The following is an 18897-nucleotide window of genomic DNA, read 5'->3' on the forward strand; positions in this document are numbered from 1 at the left end:
TCTAGGGTCGATCCAGTGCTGAGGATCGATCGTTTTCTCGGCGAACCCCCGAGTTAGGACTCCGGCGTGCCGTTCCCTCCCTCCCCTCGTCCCCCTGTCCGCCGCCCCGGGAGGCGCCTCCTCGCGGGCCTCGCCCTGCTGGGCATCGCCGCATCCGGCACGTTCGCGGCCTCCGCGGCCTCGGCCGCCCCGAGTGCCGGAACCGGCGTCCTGACCGGCGGTCTCTCCGAGCTGCGGAGCCTCGACGACGGCCACTACGTCGTCACCCTCCTCGAGCCTCCCGCCGCGACCTACGAGGGCACCGACGCTCGCTTCGCCCGGACCGCCCCGGAATCGGGCTCGCAGCTGCAGGCCGATTCGGCGCCGGTCGAGGACTACTCCGCGCACCTCGAGCAGCGGCAGGACGACGTCGCGGCCACCGCCGACGTCGCGATCGGCTACCACTACACGGTGGCGCTCAACGGCTTCTCCGCCGAGCTCACCGGCGAGCAGGCGAGCGCGCTCGCCGGCCGCACGGACGTGGCACAGGTCCAGAAGGTCGAGGACCTCACGCTCGACCGCGCTGCCGAGACCTCACGGGCCGGCGCGATCGCGAAGGCCTCGGAGATCGCTCGGGCGGCCGCGATCGCGCAGGCCGCCGGAGCGGGGTCGCCTGTCCCCGACACCGGTCAGGAGTCGTCGACGAGCTTCCTCGGCCTCGAGGGGCCGGACGGGGTCTGGAGCGCCGTCGGCGGCCCCGGCCGGGCGGGCGAGGGCGTCGTCGTCGGCGTCATCGACTCCGGCATCGCCCCCGAGAACCCGTCGTTCGCGGGCGCACGGCTGGCGAGCGCCCCCGGTTCCGCCCCCTCCACCGACGGCACGACGATCGCCTTCGCGAAGTCCGACGGCAGCACCTTCACCGGCTCCTGCTCGCCCGGCCTCGCCGCGTCCGAGCAGTGGGACAGCGGTGAGTGCAACCAGAAGCTCATCGGCGCCCGCTGGTTCCTCGGCGAGAAGCAGAAGGCGGGCTCGACCGACAATCCCGAGTACCGCTCGCCGCGCGACGCGGACGGCCACGGCTCGCACACCGCGAGCACGGCGGCCGGCGACGCCGACGTCGCAGCGTCGGTGGACGGCTACGACTACGGCACCGTCTCCGGTGTCGCGCCGGCCGCGAAGGTGGCCGCCTACAAGGTCTGCTGGAACGGCGATGTGAACGGCACCGACAAGGACGACTTCTGCTCGGGAGCGGGGATCATCGCCGCCATCGACGCGGCGGTGAAGGACGGCGTCGACGTGATCAACTTCTCGATCGGCGGCGGCTCGGCCACGTCGACGCTGACCGCGATCGACCAGGCCTTCCTGAACGCCGCGGCCGCGGGTGTCTTCGTGGCCGCCTCCGCCGGCAACTCGGGCCCCGACGCCTCGACCCTCGACCACGCGTCGCCGTGGTACACGACGGTCGCCGCCTCGTCGATCCCGACCCACACGGCCACCGCCACCCTCGGCGACGGCCGGGCCTTCGTCGGCGGATCGGTCTCCGTGCATCGCGACGTGACCGGCCCGCTGGTGACCAGCGCGGCCGTCGCTGTCACCGGAGCGGAGGATCCCGAGGTCTGCGCCGCCGGCGCCCTCGACCCGGCGAAGGTCGCGGGCAGGATCGTCGCCTGCACGGCCGGCACGACCAGTCGCGTCTCCAAATCGGCCGAGGTGGAGCGGGCGGGGGGCATCGGCATGCTGCTGCTGAACCCGTTCCCGAACGCCTTGCACGTCGACGACCACTCGGTCCCGTCGATCCAGATCGACTCGCAGGCCTACGACGCGATCACGGCCTACGCCGGCACGGTCGGCGCGACGGCGACTCTGTCGGAAGGCGACTCGACCGGTGTCGGCATCCCGGTGCCTCAGGTCGCGGGCTTCTCCTCGCGCGGTCCGGCCGAGGCGGACGGCGCGGACGTGCTCAAGCCCGACCTCACGGCCCCTGGCGTCGCGATCCTCGCCGACAGCTTCAACGCCGAGGGCGACGACCCCGCCTTCGCGTTCGAGTCCGGCACGTCGATGTCGTCGCCGCACGTCGCGGGACTCGCCGCCCTGATCCTCGGCGTCACGCCGACGGCGTCGCCGTCGGTGGTGAAGTCGGCCATGATGACGACCGCGTACGACAGCGTCGACCAGTCGGGCGATGCGTCCGAGGACGTCTTCGCGCAGGGTGCCGGACACGTCGACCCGACGGCGTTCCTCGACCCCGGTCTGGTCTACGAGAGCGGCACGAGCGACTGGGTCGCGTTCCTCAAGGGCGCCGGCTACGTCTTCGCCGACCCCGGGCTGAACGCGGTCGACGCGATCGACCCGTCGGATCTGAACCAGGCGTCGATCGCGATCGGCGCTCTGGCCGGGGCGCAGACGGTCACTCGCACGGTGACCTCGACGGAGGCGGGCAGCTACAGCGCCGCCCTCGACATCCCGGGGATCGACGCCGTCGTCTCGCCGTCGATCCTCTCCTTCACGGGAGCGGGCCAGACCGCGGAGTACACGGTGACCTTCACGAGGACCGACGCCGAGCTCGCCGAGTTCGCGACCGGCTACCTCACCTGGTCGAGCACCGAGCACGAGGTCCGCAGCCCGGTCGCCGTGCGCCCGGTGCTGCTGGACGCGCCCTACGAGGTCTCGGGCTCCGGCTCGACCGGCTCCGCGAGCGTCACCGTCACGCCCGGCGTCGGCGACCCTCTGCCGCTGATGCCGAGCGGGCTCGTGGCAGGAGTGCTCGCCCAGGACGCATCCTCCTCGGGCGGTCACACCGGCACCCTGTCGGGCAGAGCGTCGTTCTCGACGACCGTCGAGGTCCCCGCGGGCACCGACTTCGCCCGCTTCGATCTCGACTCGCTCGATCAGACCGCCGATCTCGACCTCACGGTCTCGCTGCTCGCCGACGGGAAGCCGGTCAGGACGGCGTCCGGCCTCACTCCCGCCGCCGACGAGCGGGTCGACCTCGCCGTCCCGGAGGCGGGCCGCTACCGGGTCACCGTGATCGCCGCGGGAGCGGGAGCCGGGCCGGAGGTCGCCTTTGACCTCCGCAGCTTCCTCGTCGCCGCCGAGGGCGGCGTCGGATCGCTCCGCACCGCGCCGACGGTGATCGCCGCCGCTCCGGGCAGGCCGACGGACTACTCCGTCTCCTGGAGCGGTCTCGCCGGTCCCGGCACGTACCTCGGGCGGATCGCCTACGGCGACTCGGCACGCGCGACGCTCATCAGCATCGACGTGGCGAGCGCGCCCGCCCCCACGCCCGCCCCCACGGGGGCGCCGGCTCCCGAGCCGACCCCGACCGGGGCGCTGGTGCCTGCGCAGCCGGCGCCGCCCGCGGTCCCGGGCTCCGGACGGGCGCCGGAGCCCGCACCGGCCTCCCTCGCCGCATCGGGCTCGCCCGCGCGCGGCTCGGGCGGGCTGGCCTCGACCGGCTTCGACGGCGGCCTGCCAGGAGCGTGCGCTCTGGCGCTGATCGGCGCGGGAGCGGTCTTCACCGGCCTGCGTCGCCGGGGACGCGCGCAGCGTGCGGCGGGTGCGGCGGAGTAGCCTCCGCAGCTCGTCGCGACGGCCGTTGCGCTCGCCCTTCCGGGGGCGGCGGGGCGGCCGTCGCTCGTCGTCGGCGCGGACCTCGATGCATCCGCTGCGCGGGCTGCTCGATCGGCACGGGTGCGCTCGTCCGCGCGTCGTCAGCTCAGCGCGCGGCGCCCCGAGACCACGCCGGACACCACGGCGACGACGCCGAAGACGATCGCGACGACCGGCTGGCCGAGATCGAGCCAGGCGAGGGCGGCGGCGCCCATGATCACCAGCTCGATCAGCGAGCGGCCGTAGACGTCGATCGCGAGGACGGCGCGGGGCGAGAGGAAGAGCGCCCAGAGCAGGATCGCCAGCACCGGGGCGCCCACGCCGAAGACGATGCTCCACGGCAGATCCCAGGACAGGAAGCCCCACAGCCCGAGGCTGACGAACGCGAACAGCTCGAGCACGAGGCGCAGCACGTCGTTCGGTCCGACCGAGGGATCGGTCCGTGCAGTGCCCGCTGTCGCTCGATTCACGCGGACCATCGTATCCGCCCGCGGCGAGTCGCCCGAGAGGGCTCGTTCTCCCGCCGGTCCAGCAGCCGTTCCGGGTGACCCGGCACCGCCCGCGGGGGCGGCGGAGGTGTCAGTGGAAGATGATGGTGCGCGCCCCGTCGAGCAGCACCCGGTCCTCCGCGAACCACTTCACGGCCTGGGTCAGCGTGCGGCTCTCCTCGTCCTGCCCGATCGCGACCAGCTGCGCGGGGGAGTGCGAGTGGTCGACCCGCACGACGTTCTGCTCGATGATCGGGCCCTCGTCGAGGTCGCTCGTCACGAAGTGCGCGGTCGCGCCGATCAGCTTCACCCCGCGGGCGTGCGCCTGCTTGTAGGGGTTCGCGCCCTTGAAGCCGGGCAGGAAGGAGTGGTGGATGTTGATCGCGCGGCCGGCCAGGCGCGCGCAGAGCTCGGGGGAGAGGATCTGCATGTAGCGAGCGAGGACGACGAGCTCGACGTCGTGCTCCTCGACGACCTCGACGACGCGCTCCTCGAACGCGCGCTTGGTCTCGGGCGAGGTGACGGCGCGCGACTCGAACGGCACGCCGTAGAACCCGGCCAGGTCCTCGAGGGTCCCGTGGTTGGAGAGGATCAGCGGCACGTCGATCGCGAGCTGACCCGCGCGCTGGCGGAAGAGCAGATCGTTCACGCAGTGCCCGGCCGTCGAGGCGAGCAGCAGGGTCCGGAGCGGCCGCCCGACGACGTCCAGCCGCCAGGTCATGCCGTAGTGCTCGGTGACGGGGAGCAGCGCGGCCGCGAACTCGTCGCGGGTGACGGGCGACTGCACCTGCAGCCGCATGAAGAAGCGGCCGGTGTCGGCGCTGGAGAACTGCTGGCTCTCGGTGATGTTGCCGCGGGCCTGGACCACCGCTCCCGAGACCGCGTGCACGATGCCGGGGAGGTCGGGGCAGGCGAAGGTCAGCGTCCAGTGGTTGCCCGGACCGCCGTCGGAGCCGCCGATCGCCGCGGCGGCGGCGGTGCGGTCGGGAGCGGGAGCGGCGGAGTCGGTCTGCATCCGCTCAGGATATCGGCCGTCCGTTGCTACACTGGCCGCGTCGCGACTGGCGTTCGGATGGGTGACCATCAGGGAGCGGCACCTTTCTCCGGAGACGTCTTCCGGACACTTTTCCTGCCGCTCGCCTGGGCCGGAACGGATACCGTTGTTCCGCGTGCCCGAGCGTGCCTCGTCGCCTCGCGGACGCCATCCGTCTCGCAGCCAAGGAGCGCCCGTGTCCTCTTCTCCCGCCCCGAGCACCGCCAGCACCGGTGTCTCCGCCTCGTTCAACGAGCCCGTCTCGGTCGTCGATCCCGAGATCGCGGCCGTCCTGCAGCAGGAGCTCGACCGCCAGCGCGGCTACCTCGAGATGATCGCGAGCGAGAACTTCGTGCCGCGCGCGATCCTCGAGTCGCAGGGCTCGGTCCTCACCAACAAGTACGCCGAGGGCTACCCGGGCCGCCGCTACTACGGCGGCTGCGAGTACGTCGACGTCGCGGAGCAGCTCGCCATCGACCGCGCCAAGGCCCTCTTCGGCGCCGAGTTCGCGAACGTGCAGCCGCACTCCGGCGCGACCGCCAACGCGGCGGCGCTCGCCGCCCTCGTCCAGCCGGGCGACACCATCCTCGGCCTCGAGCTCGCGCACGGCGGCCACCTCACCCACGGGATGAAGCTCAACTTCTCGGGCAAGCTCTACAACGCCACGGCGTACGGAGTCGACCCGCAGACCTTCCGCATCGACATGGACGCGGTCCGCGAGAAGGCCCTCGAGGTCCGCCCGCAGGTCCTCATCGCCGGCTGGTCGGCCTACCCGCGCCACCTCGACTTCGAGGCGTTCCGCGCGATCGCCGACGAGGTCGGGGCCAAGCTCTGGGTCGACATGGCCCACTTCGCCGGGCTCGTCGCCGCCGGGCTGCACCCCTCGCCCGTCCCGCACGCCGACGTCGTGACCACGACGGTGCACAAGACGCTCGCGGGCCCGCGCTCCGGCCTGATCCTCGCGAAGCAGGAGTACGCCAAGAAGCTCAACTCGGCCGTCTTCCCGGGCCAGCAGGGCGGTCCGCTCATGCACGTCATCGCCGCCAAGGCGACCGCGTTCAAGCTCGCGGGCGAGCAGGAGTTCGCCGACCGCCAGGCGCGCACCATCCGCGGCGCGCAGATCCTCGCCGAGCGCCTCACGGCCGCCGACTCGAAGGCCGAGGGCATCGACGTGCTCACCGGCGGCACCGACGTGCACCTCGTCCTCGCCGACCTGCGGAACTCGCCGCTGGACGGCAAGCAGGCCGAGGACCGCCTGCACGAGGTCGGCATCACCGTGAACCGCAACGCGGTCCCGTTCGACCCCCGCCCGCCGATGGTGACCTCGGGACTGCGGATCGGCACCCCCGCCCTCGCGACCCGCGGCTTCGGCGACACCGAGTTCGCCGTCGTCGCCGACGTCATCGCCGAGGCGCTCAAGCCCTCGGCCGACCTCGAGGCGCTGCGCGCGCGCGTCAAGGGGCTCACGGACGACTTCCCGCTCTACCCCGGGCTGTAGGGCGCAGCGCCCCTCCGGGCACCACCCGCGCTCGGCAGGGTCCGGGGCGCCGAGCGCGCCCCCGGACCCCGCCGGCGCCACCGCAGGACAGGCGCGGGAGCGCCGACGAACGAGGAGTTCCACGATGACGGCACAGGTACTCGACGGCGTCGCGACCGCCGCGACGGTCAAGGCGGAGATCGCCGAGCGCGTGGCGGCGCTGCGCGAGAAGGGCGTCGTGCCCGGCCTCGGCACGCTGCTGGTCGGCGACGACCCCGCCTCGCGCTCCTACGTCGCGGGCAAGCACCGCGACTGCGCCGAGGTGGGGATCGAGTCGATCCGCGTCGACCTGCCCGCCACTGCGTCCGCCGAGGACATCCGGGCGGCCATCCGGCAGCTCAACGAGTCGGACTCGGTGACCGGCTACATCATTCAGCTCCCGCTGCCGAAGGGCATCGACGAGAACGCGATGCTCGAGCTGATGGACCCGGACAAGGACGCCGACGGGCTGCACCCGACCAACCTGGGGCGGCTCGTGCTCGGCGTCGAGGGAGAGCTCGACAGCCCGCTGCCGTGCACGCCGAACGGCATCGTCGAGATGCTGAAGCGCCACGACATCCCGATCTCGGGGAAGCACGTCGTCGTGGTCGGCCGCGGGCTCACGGTCGGCCGCCCGCTCGGGCTGCTGCTGACCCGCAAGGGACTCGACGCGACGGTCACGCTGACCCACTCGCGCACCGCGGATCTCGCGGCGGAGGTGCGCCGGGCGGACATCGTGGTGGCGGCCGTGGGCGTGCCCGGACTGATCGCGGGGGACTGGGTGAAGCCGGGGGCGGCCGTGCTCGACGTGGGGATCACGCGGGTCGAGAACCCGGAGACGGGGAAGGCGAAGCTGACGGGCGACGTCGCTCCGGAGGTGGCCGAGGTCGCGGGCTGGCTGTCGCCGGTGCCCGGCGGGGTCGGGCCGATGACGCGGGCGATGCTGATCCACAACGTGGTGGGGGCGGCGGAGCGGGCTCTGCGCTAGCTCGATCTCCGGGGGTTCCTGCTTGCTGCCGCTGTTCTGACGGGGGAGGGGCGCGGTGCCTCGTCGCGGCTCCTTCCCGCGCGCCTTCGGCGCGCCCGCCAGACCCGAGCCAGGAGCCGCGACGAGACACCGCGCCCCTCCGGGGCGACGGACGGGAGAGACCGCGCCCCTCGGGGGCGACGGACGGGGATACCGCGCACCTTCGGTGCGGCGGATGGGAGAGACCCCGCCCCTTTCGGGGCGAAGGAGAACCGGGCGGGGCGGCGGTCAGGCGTGGAGGTGGACCTCGGCGCCCGGCGTGAGGTGGGCCAGGGTGTCGAGGGAGGGGGCGGCGACGACGGCGACGACCGGGTAGCCGCCGGTCGTGGGGTGGTCGGGGCCGAAGACGACGGGGAGTCCCGAGGGCGGGAGCTGGATCGAGCCGTGGACGAGGCCCTCGCTGGGCAGCTCGTGAGCGCCGCCGGTCGGCAGCGGGGTGCCGGCGAGGCGGAGGCCGACGCGGTCGGCGGACGGGCTCAGCCGCCAGGGGCCCGCGAGGAGGCGCTGCCACGTGCCCGGGGGCAGGAGATCGAGGCGGGGGCCGGGGAGCACCCGCACGGCCGGGTCCCGGGGCGGGTCGAAGGGCCACCAGTCGGGGAGGAGGACCTCGCCGTCGGGCACCCCGACGGCGAGCCGGTCGCCGGCGCGGAGGGGCTCCGGTCCGAGGCCGGAGAGGGTGTCGCGGGAGCGGGAGCCGAGCACGGATGGCGCGGCGATGCCGCCTCGGACGCCGAGGGTGCGGCGCAGGCCCGCCGTCAGGGGGCCGAGTCTCAGGACCGAGCCCGCAGGCGCGAGGGCGGGCAGGACGCGGGCGAGGGCGGCGCCGTCGAGGGTCGCCGCTCCGGCGGCTCCGGTCAGGCTGATCCACTCGGGGGTCTCGAAGCGGGCGGTGAAGCCGGCGCCGAGCAGTTCGAGCGCGGCCGCGTCCGGGGCGTTGCCGAGCAGGCGGTTCGCGAGCCGGAGGGCGCCGCGGTCCATCGCGCCGGAGCGCCCGACGCCGACGGCGGCGTGGCCGGGGCGGCCCTCGTCCTCGAGGAGGGCGAGCGGGCCGGGGTCGAGGACGCGCAGGCTCACGGCAGCGCTCGGAAGCGGATCTCGTCGCCGGGGGCGAGCAGGGCGGGCGGTGTCCGCTCGGTGTTCCAGAGGACGGCATCGGTCGAGCCGAGCAGCTGCCAGCCGCCGGGGGAGGCGCGCGGGTAGACACCGGAGTAGCCGGCCGCGAGGGCGACCGCGCCGGCGGGGACGCGGGTGCGGGGCTCGGCACGGCGGGCGACCTCCGGCCAGGGGGCGAGTGCGACGAGGTAGGCGAAGCCGGGGGCGAAGCCGCCGAAGGCCGCGCGCCACGGGGTCGTCGTGTGGCGGTGGACCAGTTCGGCGGGGCTCCAGCCGAGGGCGCTCGCCGTCTCGGCGAGGTCGGCGCCGTCGTAGCGGACGGTGATCTCGTGCCGGCGGCCGATCGCTGACGGACCAGCGGCCTCCGCGGCCGCCGCTGTGCGGGCGATCCAGCGGGACGCCTCGGCGACCGGCAGGGCGCCGTCCAGCACGACGAGGACGGTCTGCGCGGCGGGGACCAGGTCGAGGACGCCTGCGGGGCGGGACCGGTCGAGCGCCGCTGCCAGCGCGAGCGCCTCGTCGAGGCCGTCGACCTCGGCCAGCACGGCGCGGTCGCCGGAGGGCAGCAGGCACACCGGGATCACGGTGCGGCGCTCGCCAGGGCGACGCCCGCCCTCGCGAGTGCGGCGCGCACCGCCTCCGCCATCACGACGGCGCCCGGGGTGTCGCCGTGCACGCAGAGGGAGTCCACGACGAGGGAGAGGTCCTCACCCGTGGCCGTCGTCACCCGGCCCTCGAGGACCATGTGAACCGCACGGGACGCGACGGCCACGGGGTCGCTCAGCAGATCGCCCCGCTCGCCCCGAGGGACGAGCGTGCCGTCGGCCCGGTAGCCGCGGTCGACGAAGGCCTCGCGCAGGAAGGGCAGGCCGGCGCGCGCCGCCGCCTTCTCGACGGCGGAGGACGCGAGCCCGAGCAGGGGCAGCCCGGGAGCGGCGTCGCGGACCGCGGCGACCACGGCCTCCGCCTGCCGCTCGTCGTGCACGATGCGGTTGTAGAGGGCCCCGTGCGGCTTGACGTAGCGCACCTCCGTGCCCGCGGCCCGCGCGACGGCCTGCAGGGCGCCGAGCTGGTAGACGACGTCGGCGTGCAGCTCGTCGGGTCCGACGGGGAGCTCGCGGCGGCCGAAGCCGGCGAGGTCGCGGTAGGCGACGTGGGCGCCGATCGCCACACCGCGCTCGGCGGCGGTGCGGCAGGTGGCGAGCATGATCGAGGGGTCGCCGGCGTGGAATCCGCAGGCGACGTTGGCGCTCGTGACGATCCGGAGCATCGCGTCGTCGTCGCCGAGCGACCACAAGCCGAAGCCCTCGCCGAGGTCGGCGTTGAGGTCGATCGTCCTCCGCATCCTCCGAGCCTACGGGCGGCGTCCAGCCGGGGCTCGATAGCGTGGGCAGACGCGCTCGCGTTCCCACCCCCTCCGGACCACCGCTCGAGCGCGCCCCCACGAAGGAGAAAACATGCTGACCGTCAACGCCTACGCCGCCCCCTCCGCCACCGAGCCGCTCGTCCCCACCACGATCGAGCGCCGCGACGTCGGAGCGCACGACGTGCTCATCGAGATCGCCTACGCGGGCATCTGCCACTCCGACATCCACACCGTCCGCGGCGAGTGGGGCCCCGTCCACTACCCCCTCACCGTCGGCCACGAGATCGTCGGCGTCGTCGCCGAGGTCGGCTCCGAGGTGTCCAAGCACAAGGTCGGCGACCGCGTCGGCGTCGGCTGCATGGTCAACTCCTGCCGCGAGTGCGAGAACTGCCTCGCCGGCGAGGAGCAGTACTGCCTGAAGGGCAACACCGGCACCTACGCCTCCGTCGACCGCGACGGCACCGTCACGCAGGGCGGCTACTCCACCCACGTCGTGGTCGTCGAGGACTTCGTGCTCCGCGTCCCGGAGTCGATCCCCTACGAGGCCGCCGCGCCGCTGCTCTGCGCCGGCATCACCACCTACTCGCCGCTGTCGCACTGGGAGGCGGGCCCCGGCAAGCGAGTCGCCGTCGTCGGTCTCGGCGGGCTCGGCCACATGGCCGTCAAGTTCGCGCACGCGATGGGCGCCGAGGTCACCGTGCTCTCGCAGTCGCTGAGCAAGAAGGAGGACGGCCTCCGTCTGGGCGCCGACCACTACTACGCGACGAAGGACGAGGAGACGTTCTCCACGCTCAAGAACACCTTCGACATCATCATCAACACGGTGAGCGCGCCGCTCGACCTGGACGCCTACCTCGGCCTCCTGCGCCGCAACGGCACGATGGTGAACGTGGGCGCTCCGGCCGAGGCGCTGCCGCTGCACGTCTTCACCCTGTTCGCCGCGCGCCGCTCCTTCGCGGGCTCCGGCATCGGCGGCATCCGCGAGACCCAGGAGATGCTCGACTTCTGCGCCGAGAAGGGCATCGCGAGCGAGGTCGAGGTCGTCTCGGCGTCGCAGATCAACGAGGCCTACGAGCGCGTGCTCGCCTCGGACGTGCGCTACCGCTTCGTCATCGACATCGCGACGCTCACGAAGTAGCGGTTGTTCCACCGGCCGCGGGGTCGGCTACGGTCGTTCGCATGAGCGAGCGCAGCCACCCCGCGGTCGACCGCGTCCTGGCCGATCTCGAGGCGCACGGGGTGCGGCCGCCGGTCCGCTGGCTCGATGAGGCGGCATCGACGGCGGCGCTCGCCGCGGCCGCCCTCGGCATCGAGGTCGGCCAGATCGCGAACTCCCTGGTGTTCCTCCTCGACGGGTCGCCGCTGCTGGTCCTCACCAGCGGTGGCCACCGCGTCGACACTCACTGGCTGGGCGCCGAGCTCGGCGGGACGATCACCCGCGCCTCGGCGTCAGTCGTCAAGGCCGCGACGGGCCAGACCATCGGCGGCGTCGCCCCGGTCGGTCATCCGATCCCGCTGCCCACCGTGGTCGACTCCGCCCTGGCCGAGTACGACACCGTCTGGGCGGCCGCCGGCCACGCCCACACCGTCTACCCGACGAGCGCTGCGGAACTCGTCCGCGTCACCGGCGGCGCGCTGCGCCCGGTCGTCCCACCGGCAGGCACGCCGGCCGAGTAGCCCGCGCAGCGGGCCACCCATGCTGATCGAGCAGCCCGCAACGCGGGCGTCTCGAGATCCGTCGTCAGCGCACGCGACCCGCGCCGTCGGCCGCCGTCACGAGGAACAGCTCGGGCGTGCGGAAGCCCTTCTCGGCGAAGGCGGCGAGGACCGCCGCGCGGACCTCCTCCTCCTTCTCGACCGGGGTGAGCGCGATGGCCGAGCCGCCGAAGCCGCCGCCCGTCATCCGCGCGCCGATCGCGCCGGCGGCCCGGGAGGCCTCGACCGCGGTGTCGAGCTCGGGGATCGAGATCTCGAAGTCGTCCCGGAGCGAGACGTGCCCGGCGTCGAGGAGCTCGCCGATCGCGCGCGGCCCCTGCTCGCGGAGGGTGCGGACGGTGGTGAGCACGCGGGCGTCCTCCGTCACCACGTGCTTGACCCGGCGGTAGGTCACATCGTCGAGGAGCTCCTCGGCGCGCGGCAGATCGTCGACCGAGAGCTCTCGCAGCGACTCCACGCCCAGCGTCGACGCACCGAGCTCGCAGGACGCACGGCGCTCGGCGTAGCCACCGGTGGCGTGCGCGTGCTCGACCCGGGTGTCGATGACGAGGAGCACCAGCCCGGCCTCCTCGAAGCCGAGGGGCACGACCTCGGTGTCCAGGCTCCGGCAGTCCAGGAAGACCGCCGCGTCGCGCTCGCCGAACAGCGAGGCGGACTCGTCCATGATCCCGGTCGGGGCGCCGACGGCCACGTTCTCGGCGCGACGGCCCACGCGGGCGAGTGTCGCGCGGTCGAGCCCGAGCTCCCAGAGCTCGTTCAGTGCCACGGCCATCGCGCACATCAGCGCGGCCGAGCTGGAGAGACCGGCGCCGACCGGCACGTCGGAGTCGACGAACGCGTCGAAGCCCGAGCGCGCGCCGAGGTCGACGCCGTACTCGGTGAGCGCCCAGACGACGCCGAGCGGGTAGGCCGACCAGCCGTCGAGCGCGTCCGGCCCGAGGTCGTCCAGCGAGATCTCGACGTGCTCGGGCGAGAAGGCGCTCGAGATCCGGACGACCCGGTCCTCGCGCGGCGAGACCGCCATCGCCGTGGCGCGGTCGATGGCGAACGGGAAGACGAAGCCGTCGTTGTAGTCGGTGTGCTCGCCGATCAGGTTGACCCGGCCGGGCCCGGCCCAGACGCCGGCGGCCGGGTGGCCGTAGGCGCGCTCGAAGTCCTGAGCGGCGCGCTCGGCGACGGCGTCGAGGGAGGCGGAGGTGGTCATCGGTTCTCCTCGGGGGTGGTGTCGGCGGCGGGGAGCGACGCGTCGGGGTTCGCGGCCGTCTCGGCGGCCAGGGTGGCGGCGTCGGCGCGCTCGATCGCCTCGCGCAGGGCGGCGGCGCTCGTCTCGGGAGCGATGTCGCCGATCCAGGCGCCCATCGCCGCCTCGCTGCCGGCCAGGTACTTGAGCTTCGTCGCCGCACGCCGCGGGGAGGTGATCTGCAGCATGAGCCGCACCTCGTCGCGCCGCTCGTGCACGGGAGCCTGGTGCCAGGCCGAGATGTAGGGGGTGGGGGAGTCGTAGAGCGCGTCGATACCGCGGAGGAGACGCTGATAGACCACGGCGAGCTCGTCGCGCTCCTCGGGCGTCGTCTCGCTGATGTCGGCGACGTGGCGGTGCGGCAGCACGTGCACCTCGATGGGCCAGCGCGCGGCGAAGGGCACGAACGCGGTCCAGCGCTCGCCGCGGACGAGCACGCGCTCGCCGGCCTGCTCGAAGGCGAGGACGTCCGCGAACATCCCGGGGCCGTAGGCGTCGAGCGAGGCGAGGAGCCGCGTCGTGCGCGGGGTGACGTACGGGTAGGAGTAGATCTGCCCGTGCGGGTGGTGCAGCGTGACGCCGATCGCCTCCCCGCGGTTCTCGAACGGGAAGACCTGCTGCACGCCGGGCAGCGCCGACAGCGCGGCGACGCGGTCGGCCCACGCCTCCACGACCGTGCGGGCCCGCGAGGCGGAGAGCGTCGCGAACGAGCCCTCGTGCTCGGGGCTGAAGCAGACGACCTCGCAGCGGCCGACGCTCGTCAGCGTCCGGCCGAGGCCGAGCGTGCGGAGGTCCTCGAGGGACTCGGGCGCGTCCTCGTCCTCGAGCAGCGGCCCGAACGACGGCGACCGGTTCTCGAAGACGGCGACGTCGTAGACGCTCGGCACCTCCGACGGGTTCGTGGGCGAGGCGGGAGCCAGCGGGTCGAGCTCGGCCGGCGGCAGGAAGACGCGGTTCTGCCGGGAGGCGGCGATCGACACCCACTCGCCGGTGAGGACGTCCTGGCGCATGCGCGCGGTCGCGGGGCGGGGGTCGAGCTCGCGGGCATCCGCCGAGCGCTCGGGAGGGAGGGACGTGTCCGCGTCATCGAAGTAGATGAGGTCGCGGCCGTCGGCGAGGACGTGCGGGCGCTTGACGACGCCGGCGGAGAGGGGGATCGCTTCGTTCATGGCGTCGACCACGATAGACCGCGGTCTTCGGAAAGGAAAGGCCGGTTTCTCTTTGACAAGTCGCTGGCGCGCGGGACACGATGGGGCGATGAGGACGGACGGGGAGCAGGAGGGCCGCTCGGCGCTCGAGCGCCGCCTCGAGATGCGGCTGCTGGCTGAGAAGCTCGGCTTCGTCTCCGTCGCCGACCTCTCCGACCGCCTCGGCGTCTCCGTCGTCACCGTCCGCTCGGACCTCGACCGGCTCGCCGGCGAGGGGACCGTCCAGCGCGTCCGCGGGGGAGCCGTGCCGACCGGCGAGCGCTCGGGGGAGCGCTCGTTCGAGGAGGGCCTCGCCGCCGCCTCCGACGAGAAGGCCGCGATCGGCCGCGAGGCCGCCGCCTCGGTCGCCTCCGGCGAGAGCGTGATCCTCGACGTCGGCACCACGACGCTCGCGATCGCCCACGCGCTCGTGGCGCGGGACGACCTCCGCGACGTCACCGTCATCACCAACGGCCTCAGCATCGCCCTCGCGCTCGAGCCCGCCATCCCGCGCTTCACGGTCGTCGTCACCGGCGGCACGCTGCGCCCGCTGCAGCACTCCCTCGTCGAGCCGCTGGCCTCCGAGGTGCTCGAGCGGCTCCGCGCCGACGTCGTCTTCATCGGCTGCACGGGGGTGCATCCCGAGGCCGGTGTGACCAATGTGAACCTCCCCGAGGCCACGCTCAAGCGCCGCATGCTGCACGCCGCCGCCCGCCGCGTCGTCGTCGCGGACTCGAGCAAGCTCGGCGTCGTCGATCTGGGCCGGGTCGCCGGCACCGAGGAGTTCGACCGCCTGCTCACGGGCGCCGCCGCGGGCGACGCCGTCGTCGAGCGGCTCGAGGCGGCCGGTCTGCCCGTCACCCGCTGCGGCACGGAGCAGCCCGGTCCGCACGCCGGCGACGGTGCCGGTCCGTAGGATTCAGGAATGGCCGACTTCACTCCCGCCCCCGCAACCGGGCGCCAGTTCGCCCTCGACCTCACCGCCGAGGGCCGCACCCTGCACGCCGTCGTCACGGAGGTGGCCGCAGGGCTGCGCCACCTCTCCGTCGACGGCGTCGAGATCACCGCCGGATACCCCGAGACCGTGGTTCCGCCGTTCGGCTCGGGCATCGTCCTGATGCCGTGGCCCAACCGGGTCAAGGACGGCCGCTGGCACCACGCCGGCCGCACCCAGCAGCTCGACATCACCGAGCCCAAGTACCACAACGCGATCCACGGCCTGCTGCGCAGCGCCTCCTACCGCGTCGTCGAGCAGGGCCCGTCCTTCGTCGAGCTCGCCGCGCCCGTCGTCCCGCAGAGCGGCTACCCGTTCCACCTCGAGACCACGGTCCGCTACGAGCTGCAGGCCGACGGCCTGAAGGTCGTGCACCGCGTCGTCAACGTCGGAGCGGACGAGGCGCCCGTCGCGATCGGCACGCACCCCTTCCTCGCCATCGGCGACGTCCCGACGGACGAGCTCGAGATCACGGTCGACGCGGCCGTGCACATCGAGGTCGACGAGCGGCTCAACCCCACCGGTCAGAGCCCGGTCGACGGCACCGAGTGGGACCTCCGCGGCGGCCGCCGCATCGGCGAGCTCGAGCTGGACGACGCCTGGGCCGACGTGTCGATCGTCGACGGCGAGAGCGTCCACGGCCTCCGCGCCGCCGACGGCCGCCGGGTGCTGCTCTGGGCCGACGCCTCGCACAACTTCATCCAGGTCTTCATCACCCGGATCTTCCCCGACGGCGACGACGTGAAGACCGCCATCGCGGTCGAGCCGATGACGGCCCCCGCCGAGGCGCTCAACTCCGGCCAGGGCCTGCGCTGGCTCGAGCCGGGCGAGGAGTGGAGCGTCGCCTGGGGCATCCGCCACGAGGGATTCCCCACCTCCGCATGACGACCAGCAGCGCGGCCGCCGTCCGCACCGCCGCCGGGCGCGACGACGACGCGAAGCGCGCCGCCCTCGTCGCGATGAAGCGGCTCGCCACCGGGCTGCTCGTGCTGATGGCGATCGTCTTCGCCGTCTCGTTCGCGCTGCAGGACCGCTACCCGTGGCTGCAGTGGGTCCGGGCGGCGAGCGAGGGCGGGATGGTCGGCGCCCTCGCGGACTGGTTCGCCGTCACGGCGCTCTTCCGGCGACCGCTCGGGCTGCCGATCCCGCATACGGCGATCATCCCGACGAAGAAGGACGAGATCGGCGCGAGTCTCGCCCAGTTCGTGGAGGAGAACTTCCTGCAGGGCGCGATCGTGCGGGAGAAGCTCGACTCGTTCGGCATCGCCCGCCGCGCCGGGTTCTGGCTCGCCGAGCCCGAGAACGCCCACCGCGTCGGCGGCGAGAGCGCCGCGGCGGTGCGCTCGGCGATCGCGCTGCTCGACGACTCCGACGTGCAGCGGGTGATCGAGGCGCTCGCCCGGCGGCACCTGCTCGACCCGCAGTGGGGTCCGCCGCTGGGCTCGCTCGTCGGCAGCGTCGTCGAGGCGGGGCACCACCGCCGGCTCGTCGACACGCTCGTCGAGCAGGCCGAGGCCTGGCTGATCGCGAACCCGGAGAGCTTCACGAGGATGGTCAGCGGCCGACTGCCGAGCTGGCTGCCCTCCGCGGTCAGCCGTGCGGTCGACGAGCGGCTCTACCGCGAGGCGCTCGTGCTCGTGGAGACCGTCCGCGGCGATCAGGGCCACCCCTTCCGGCTCGCGGTGGACGGCTACCTCGCCACGCTCGCGACGGACCTCGGCAGCGACCCGGACCTCATCGCCCGCGTCGAGGAGATCAAGAATCGCGCCTTCGACAGCCCCCGGGTGCGCGAGCTCGCGGGGGACGCCTGGGAGGCCACGAAGGCGTCGCTGCTCGGCGCGATGGACGACCCGGCCAGCCCGCTCCGCGCCAGCATCGAGTCGATCGTCGTGGACCTCGGCCGCCGGCTCTCGACCGATCCGGCGCTCGCCGCGACCGTGGACACCTGGATCGGCACCGTCGCCGCGAACCTCGTCGACCGCTACCGCGGCGACATCGCCAGCATCATCGGCGAGACGATCGGCCGCTGGGACCCGCAGGAGACCTCTGAGAAGCTCGAGCTGCAGGTCGGCAAGGACCTGCAGTTCATCCGGATCAACGGCACCGTCGTCGGCTCGCTCGCCGGTCTGGTCATCTTCACCGTCGCGCACGCGCTCCTCGGCTCCTGACCGAAGAGGCGCGGGGCGGCGAGGTGCGGCAGGAACGGGCCGCGCGGGCCCGCTCCGCAAGCCCTCGCCGGTGTCGGAGGTCGGGCGTACGGTCGCAGCATGAGCGACGACATCCCCAACACCACCGATCCCGACGTCAAGACCGAGGGCGACGTCCTCGGCGCCCGTGCCGATGACGGCAGCGACACCAGCGCCAGCAAGGACCCGTCCGACTGGGTCACCGGTGACGAGCCGATGACCGGCCCGCAGCGCAGCTACCTCGACACCCTCGCCCGCGAGGCCGGCGAGACCCTCCCGGCCGACCTGACGAAGGCCCAGGCCTCCGAGCACATCGACCGCCTGCAGTCCTCGACCGGTCGCGGCGACGGCAGCAACTGACCCTCGGGCCACCCCTGCGGGCGGCGCACGACGACTGAGCTTTGCTGCTGTCGTGCGCCCCCGTGCCGGGGCCGTCGCGCAGTCCTGACCCTCCCTAGGGTCGCGGGCATGACGATCTCCCGTACCACGCAGACGGCTCTCGATCTCATCGACGCGGTGCGGATCCCCTCGGGGATCGACCCGCGTCTCGCCCGCCAGGTCTCCCTCTCGCTGCGCCTGCTGCTCGAGTCCGACAGCTTCGGCCCGAGCGATCGCACGCTGCGCCGCCGCTCCCGCAGGCTGCGCGCCGGCCGCCTCGTCTGAGCAGCGGGTCGCAACATCCTCGTGTCCTCGCTGGGGGCAGACAGCGCTCTCCTCGCGGTCTAGAGTTCGGGTCATCCGGTCCGCCGGACGCCCGCGGAACCGCGCACCGAGGCGACCACGCCTCCCGTGCCGGGCCCGCCGTCCGCTCGCTCGACGAGCGCCCTTCCTGCCGACGCTCAGCGCCGACGCCGTCTCGATGAGGAGACCGTCATGCCGTCCTTCCGCTCCACCCTTCTCGCCCTCGCCGCCTCCGTCGCCCTCGTGGGCGCTGCAGCGACCCCCGCACTCGCCGATCACAACGCCGGCGCCAACCTCGACGGCTTCGCCTCGACCGACGTCTCGTCGAACGGCTCCTGCTACTACGGCGCCCTCCTCGCGGGCTCGCCCGACATCAGCCTCTCGACGACCAGCTACCGCTTCGTACGCACCGGAGCCTCGCTGACGCTGCTCTGCTCCTACACGGGGATCCCGTCGTTCATCCCCGGCACCGAGCAAGGCGACGGCGGGGACTGGTACGCCCCGAAGAAGCCGACCCGCTACGTGGCTCAGGACTCCTGTCTGCCGCCGGGCGTCGATTCGGCCGGAGAGGAGTACCTCGACGATCCCGGTCGCGCGGTCGACAAGGTCGACGCGAAGACGCTGTTCTACCGCTCGACCATGACGATGGTCTGCTTCTGGGCCGACGACCCGACCCGCTGACCCCCCCCCCCCAGGGGCGGCCGGCGGTGTCCCCTTCCGCCGGTCGCCCCGCCCACCGCCTAGGCAGAGCAGCGTCGCCCG

18 protein-coding genes are annotated in these 18897 nt (G+C 73.6%); 11 read left to right on the forward strand and 7 right to left on the reverse strand.

Annotated elements, in window-relative coordinates; translation table 11 throughout:
• Positions 1-66 precede the first annotated feature (66 nt).
• On the forward strand, positions 67-3549 hold the full coding sequence (locus GTU73_RS05805) for a S8 family serine peptidase (protein ID WP_160087728.1): 3483 nt from the start codon (positions 67-69) through the stop codon (positions 3547-3549).
• A 140-nt stretch (positions 3550-3689) separates the two neighbouring features.
• Here the strand turns inward: GTU73_RS05805 and GTU73_RS05810 are convergent, their stop codons facing one another.
• Positions 3690-4058 carry a YrdB family protein gene (locus GTU73_RS05810; RefSeq protein ID WP_244231784.1) on the reverse strand — a complete coding sequence of 123 codons (369 nt, stop codon included), beginning with the start codon at positions 4056-4058 and terminating at the stop codon, positions 3690-3692.
• A 109-nt stretch (positions 4059-4167) separates the two neighbouring features.
• On the reverse strand, positions 4168-5091 hold the full coding sequence (gene purU, locus GTU73_RS05815; RefSeq protein WP_160087732.1) for a formyltetrahydrofolate deformylase: 924 nt from the start codon (positions 5089-5091) through the stop codon (positions 4168-4170).
• Between the two features lie 214 nt (positions 5092-5305).
• Here purU and glyA point away from each other — a divergent pair, with 214 nt between their 5' ends.
• Both glyA and GTU73_RS05825 read left to right on the forward strand, forming a co-directional pair.
• A complete protein-coding gene (gene glyA / locus GTU73_RS05820) occupies positions 5306-6607 on the forward strand; it encodes a serine hydroxymethyltransferase (RefSeq protein WP_160087734.1) in 1302 nt (433 codons plus the stop codon).
• A gap of 124 nt (positions 6608-6731) precedes the next feature.
• Complete coding sequence (locus tag GTU73_RS05825; protein ID WP_160087736.1) at positions 6732-7613, forward strand: bifunctional methylenetetrahydrofolate dehydrogenase/methenyltetrahydrofolate cyclohydrolase; 882 nt, start codon at positions 6732-6734, stop codon at positions 7611-7613.
• A 267-nt stretch (positions 7614-7880) separates the two neighbouring features.
• Here GTU73_RS05825 and GTU73_RS05830 read toward each other — a convergent pair whose 3' ends face one another.
• The 3 genes from GTU73_RS05830 to GTU73_RS05840 are packed head-to-tail and all read right to left on the reverse strand — an operon-like array spanning position 7881 to position 10110.
• Positions 7881-8726: a biotin-dependent carboxyltransferase family protein gene (locus GTU73_RS05830; RefSeq protein WP_244231785.1), complete on the reverse strand. Its 846-nt coding sequence runs from the start codon at positions 8724-8726 to the stop codon at positions 7881-7883.
• The gene (locus GTU73_RS05835) at positions 8723-9349 is read right to left on the reverse strand and encodes a carboxyltransferase domain-containing protein (protein ID WP_244231786.1); all 627 of its coding nucleotides are present in this window, start codon (positions 9347-9349) and stop codon (positions 8723-8725) included. The genes GTU73_RS05830 and GTU73_RS05835 overlap by 4 nt, the downstream gene beginning before the upstream one ends.
• Complete coding sequence (locus GTU73_RS05840) at positions 9346-10110, reverse strand: 5-oxoprolinase subunit PxpA (RefSeq protein WP_160087738.1); 765 nt, start codon at positions 10108-10110, stop codon at positions 9346-9348. The genes GTU73_RS05835 and GTU73_RS05840 overlap by 4 nt, the downstream gene beginning before the upstream one ends.
• Before the next feature lie 112 nt (positions 10111-10222).
• On the opposite strand from GTU73_RS05840, the gene GTU73_RS05845 reads away from it, so the two are divergent.
• Positions 10223-11269: an NAD(P)-dependent alcohol dehydrogenase gene (locus tag GTU73_RS05845; RefSeq protein WP_160087740.1), complete on the forward strand. Its 1047-nt coding sequence runs from the start codon at positions 10223-10225 to the stop codon at positions 11267-11269.
• A 41-nt stretch (positions 11270-11310) separates the two neighbouring features.
• On the forward strand, positions 11311-11808 hold the full coding sequence (locus GTU73_RS05850; RefSeq protein ID WP_160087742.1) for a YbaK/EbsC family protein: 498 nt from the start codon (positions 11311-11313) through the stop codon (positions 11806-11808).
• Positions 11809-11872: 64 nt separating this feature from the next.
• On the opposite strand, the gene galK is transcribed toward GTU73_RS05850, so the two are convergent.
• Both galK and galT read right to left on the reverse strand, forming a co-directional pair.
• Positions 11873-13051, reverse strand: a complete 1179-nt coding sequence (gene galK, locus GTU73_RS05855) for a galactokinase (protein ID WP_160087744.1) — start codon at positions 13049-13051, stop codon at positions 11873-11875.
• Positions 13048-14256, reverse strand: coding sequence for a galactose-1-phosphate uridylyltransferase (gene galT / locus GTU73_RS05860; RefSeq protein ID WP_160087746.1), 1209 nt, complete (start codon positions 14254-14256; stop codon positions 13048-13050). The genes galK and galT overlap by 4 nt, the downstream gene beginning before the upstream one ends.
• An 88-nt stretch (positions 14257-14344) precedes the next feature.
• On the opposite strand from galT, the gene GTU73_RS05865 reads away from it, so the two are divergent.
• From GTU73_RS05865 to GTU73_RS05890, 6 genes are all read left to right on the forward strand, one after another.
• Positions 14345-15190 carry a DeoR/GlpR family DNA-binding transcription regulator gene (locus tag GTU73_RS05865; RefSeq protein ID WP_244231787.1) on the forward strand — a complete coding sequence of 282 codons (846 nt, stop codon included), beginning with the start codon at positions 14345-14347 and terminating at the stop codon, positions 15188-15190.
• A gap of 9 nt (positions 15191-15199) precedes the next feature.
• The gene (locus GTU73_RS05870) at positions 15200-16153 is read left to right on the forward strand and encodes an aldose 1-epimerase family protein (protein ID WP_160087748.1); all 954 of its coding nucleotides are present in this window, start codon (positions 15200-15202) and stop codon (positions 16151-16153) included.
• Positions 16150-17436, forward strand: a complete 1287-nt coding sequence (locus GTU73_RS05875) for a DUF445 domain-containing protein (protein ID WP_160087750.1) — start codon at positions 16150-16152, stop codon at positions 17434-17436. The genes GTU73_RS05870 and GTU73_RS05875 overlap by 4 nt, the downstream gene beginning before the upstream one ends.
• 99 nt (positions 17437-17535) lie before the next feature.
• The gene (locus GTU73_RS05880) at positions 17536-17814 is read left to right on the forward strand and encodes a DUF3072 domain-containing protein (protein ID WP_160087752.1); all 279 of its coding nucleotides are present in this window, start codon (positions 17536-17538) and stop codon (positions 17812-17814) included.
• 108 nt (positions 17815-17922) lie between these two features.
• Positions 17923-18117, forward strand: coding sequence for a hypothetical protein (locus GTU73_RS05885; RefSeq protein WP_160087754.1), 195 nt, complete (start codon positions 17923-17925; stop codon positions 18115-18117).
• A 210-nt stretch (positions 18118-18327) separates the two neighbouring features.
• Positions 18328-18816 carry a hypothetical protein gene (locus tag GTU73_RS05890; protein ID WP_160087756.1) on the forward strand — a complete coding sequence of 163 codons (489 nt, stop codon included), beginning with the start codon at positions 18328-18330 and terminating at the stop codon, positions 18814-18816.
• Positions 18817-18897: the final 81 nt, after the last annotated feature.

The sequence above is a fragment of the Rathayibacter sp. VKM Ac-2804 genome, assembly GCF_009866655.1.
GTDB lineage: Bacteria > Actinomycetota > Actinomycetes > Actinomycetales > Microbacteriaceae > Rathayibacter.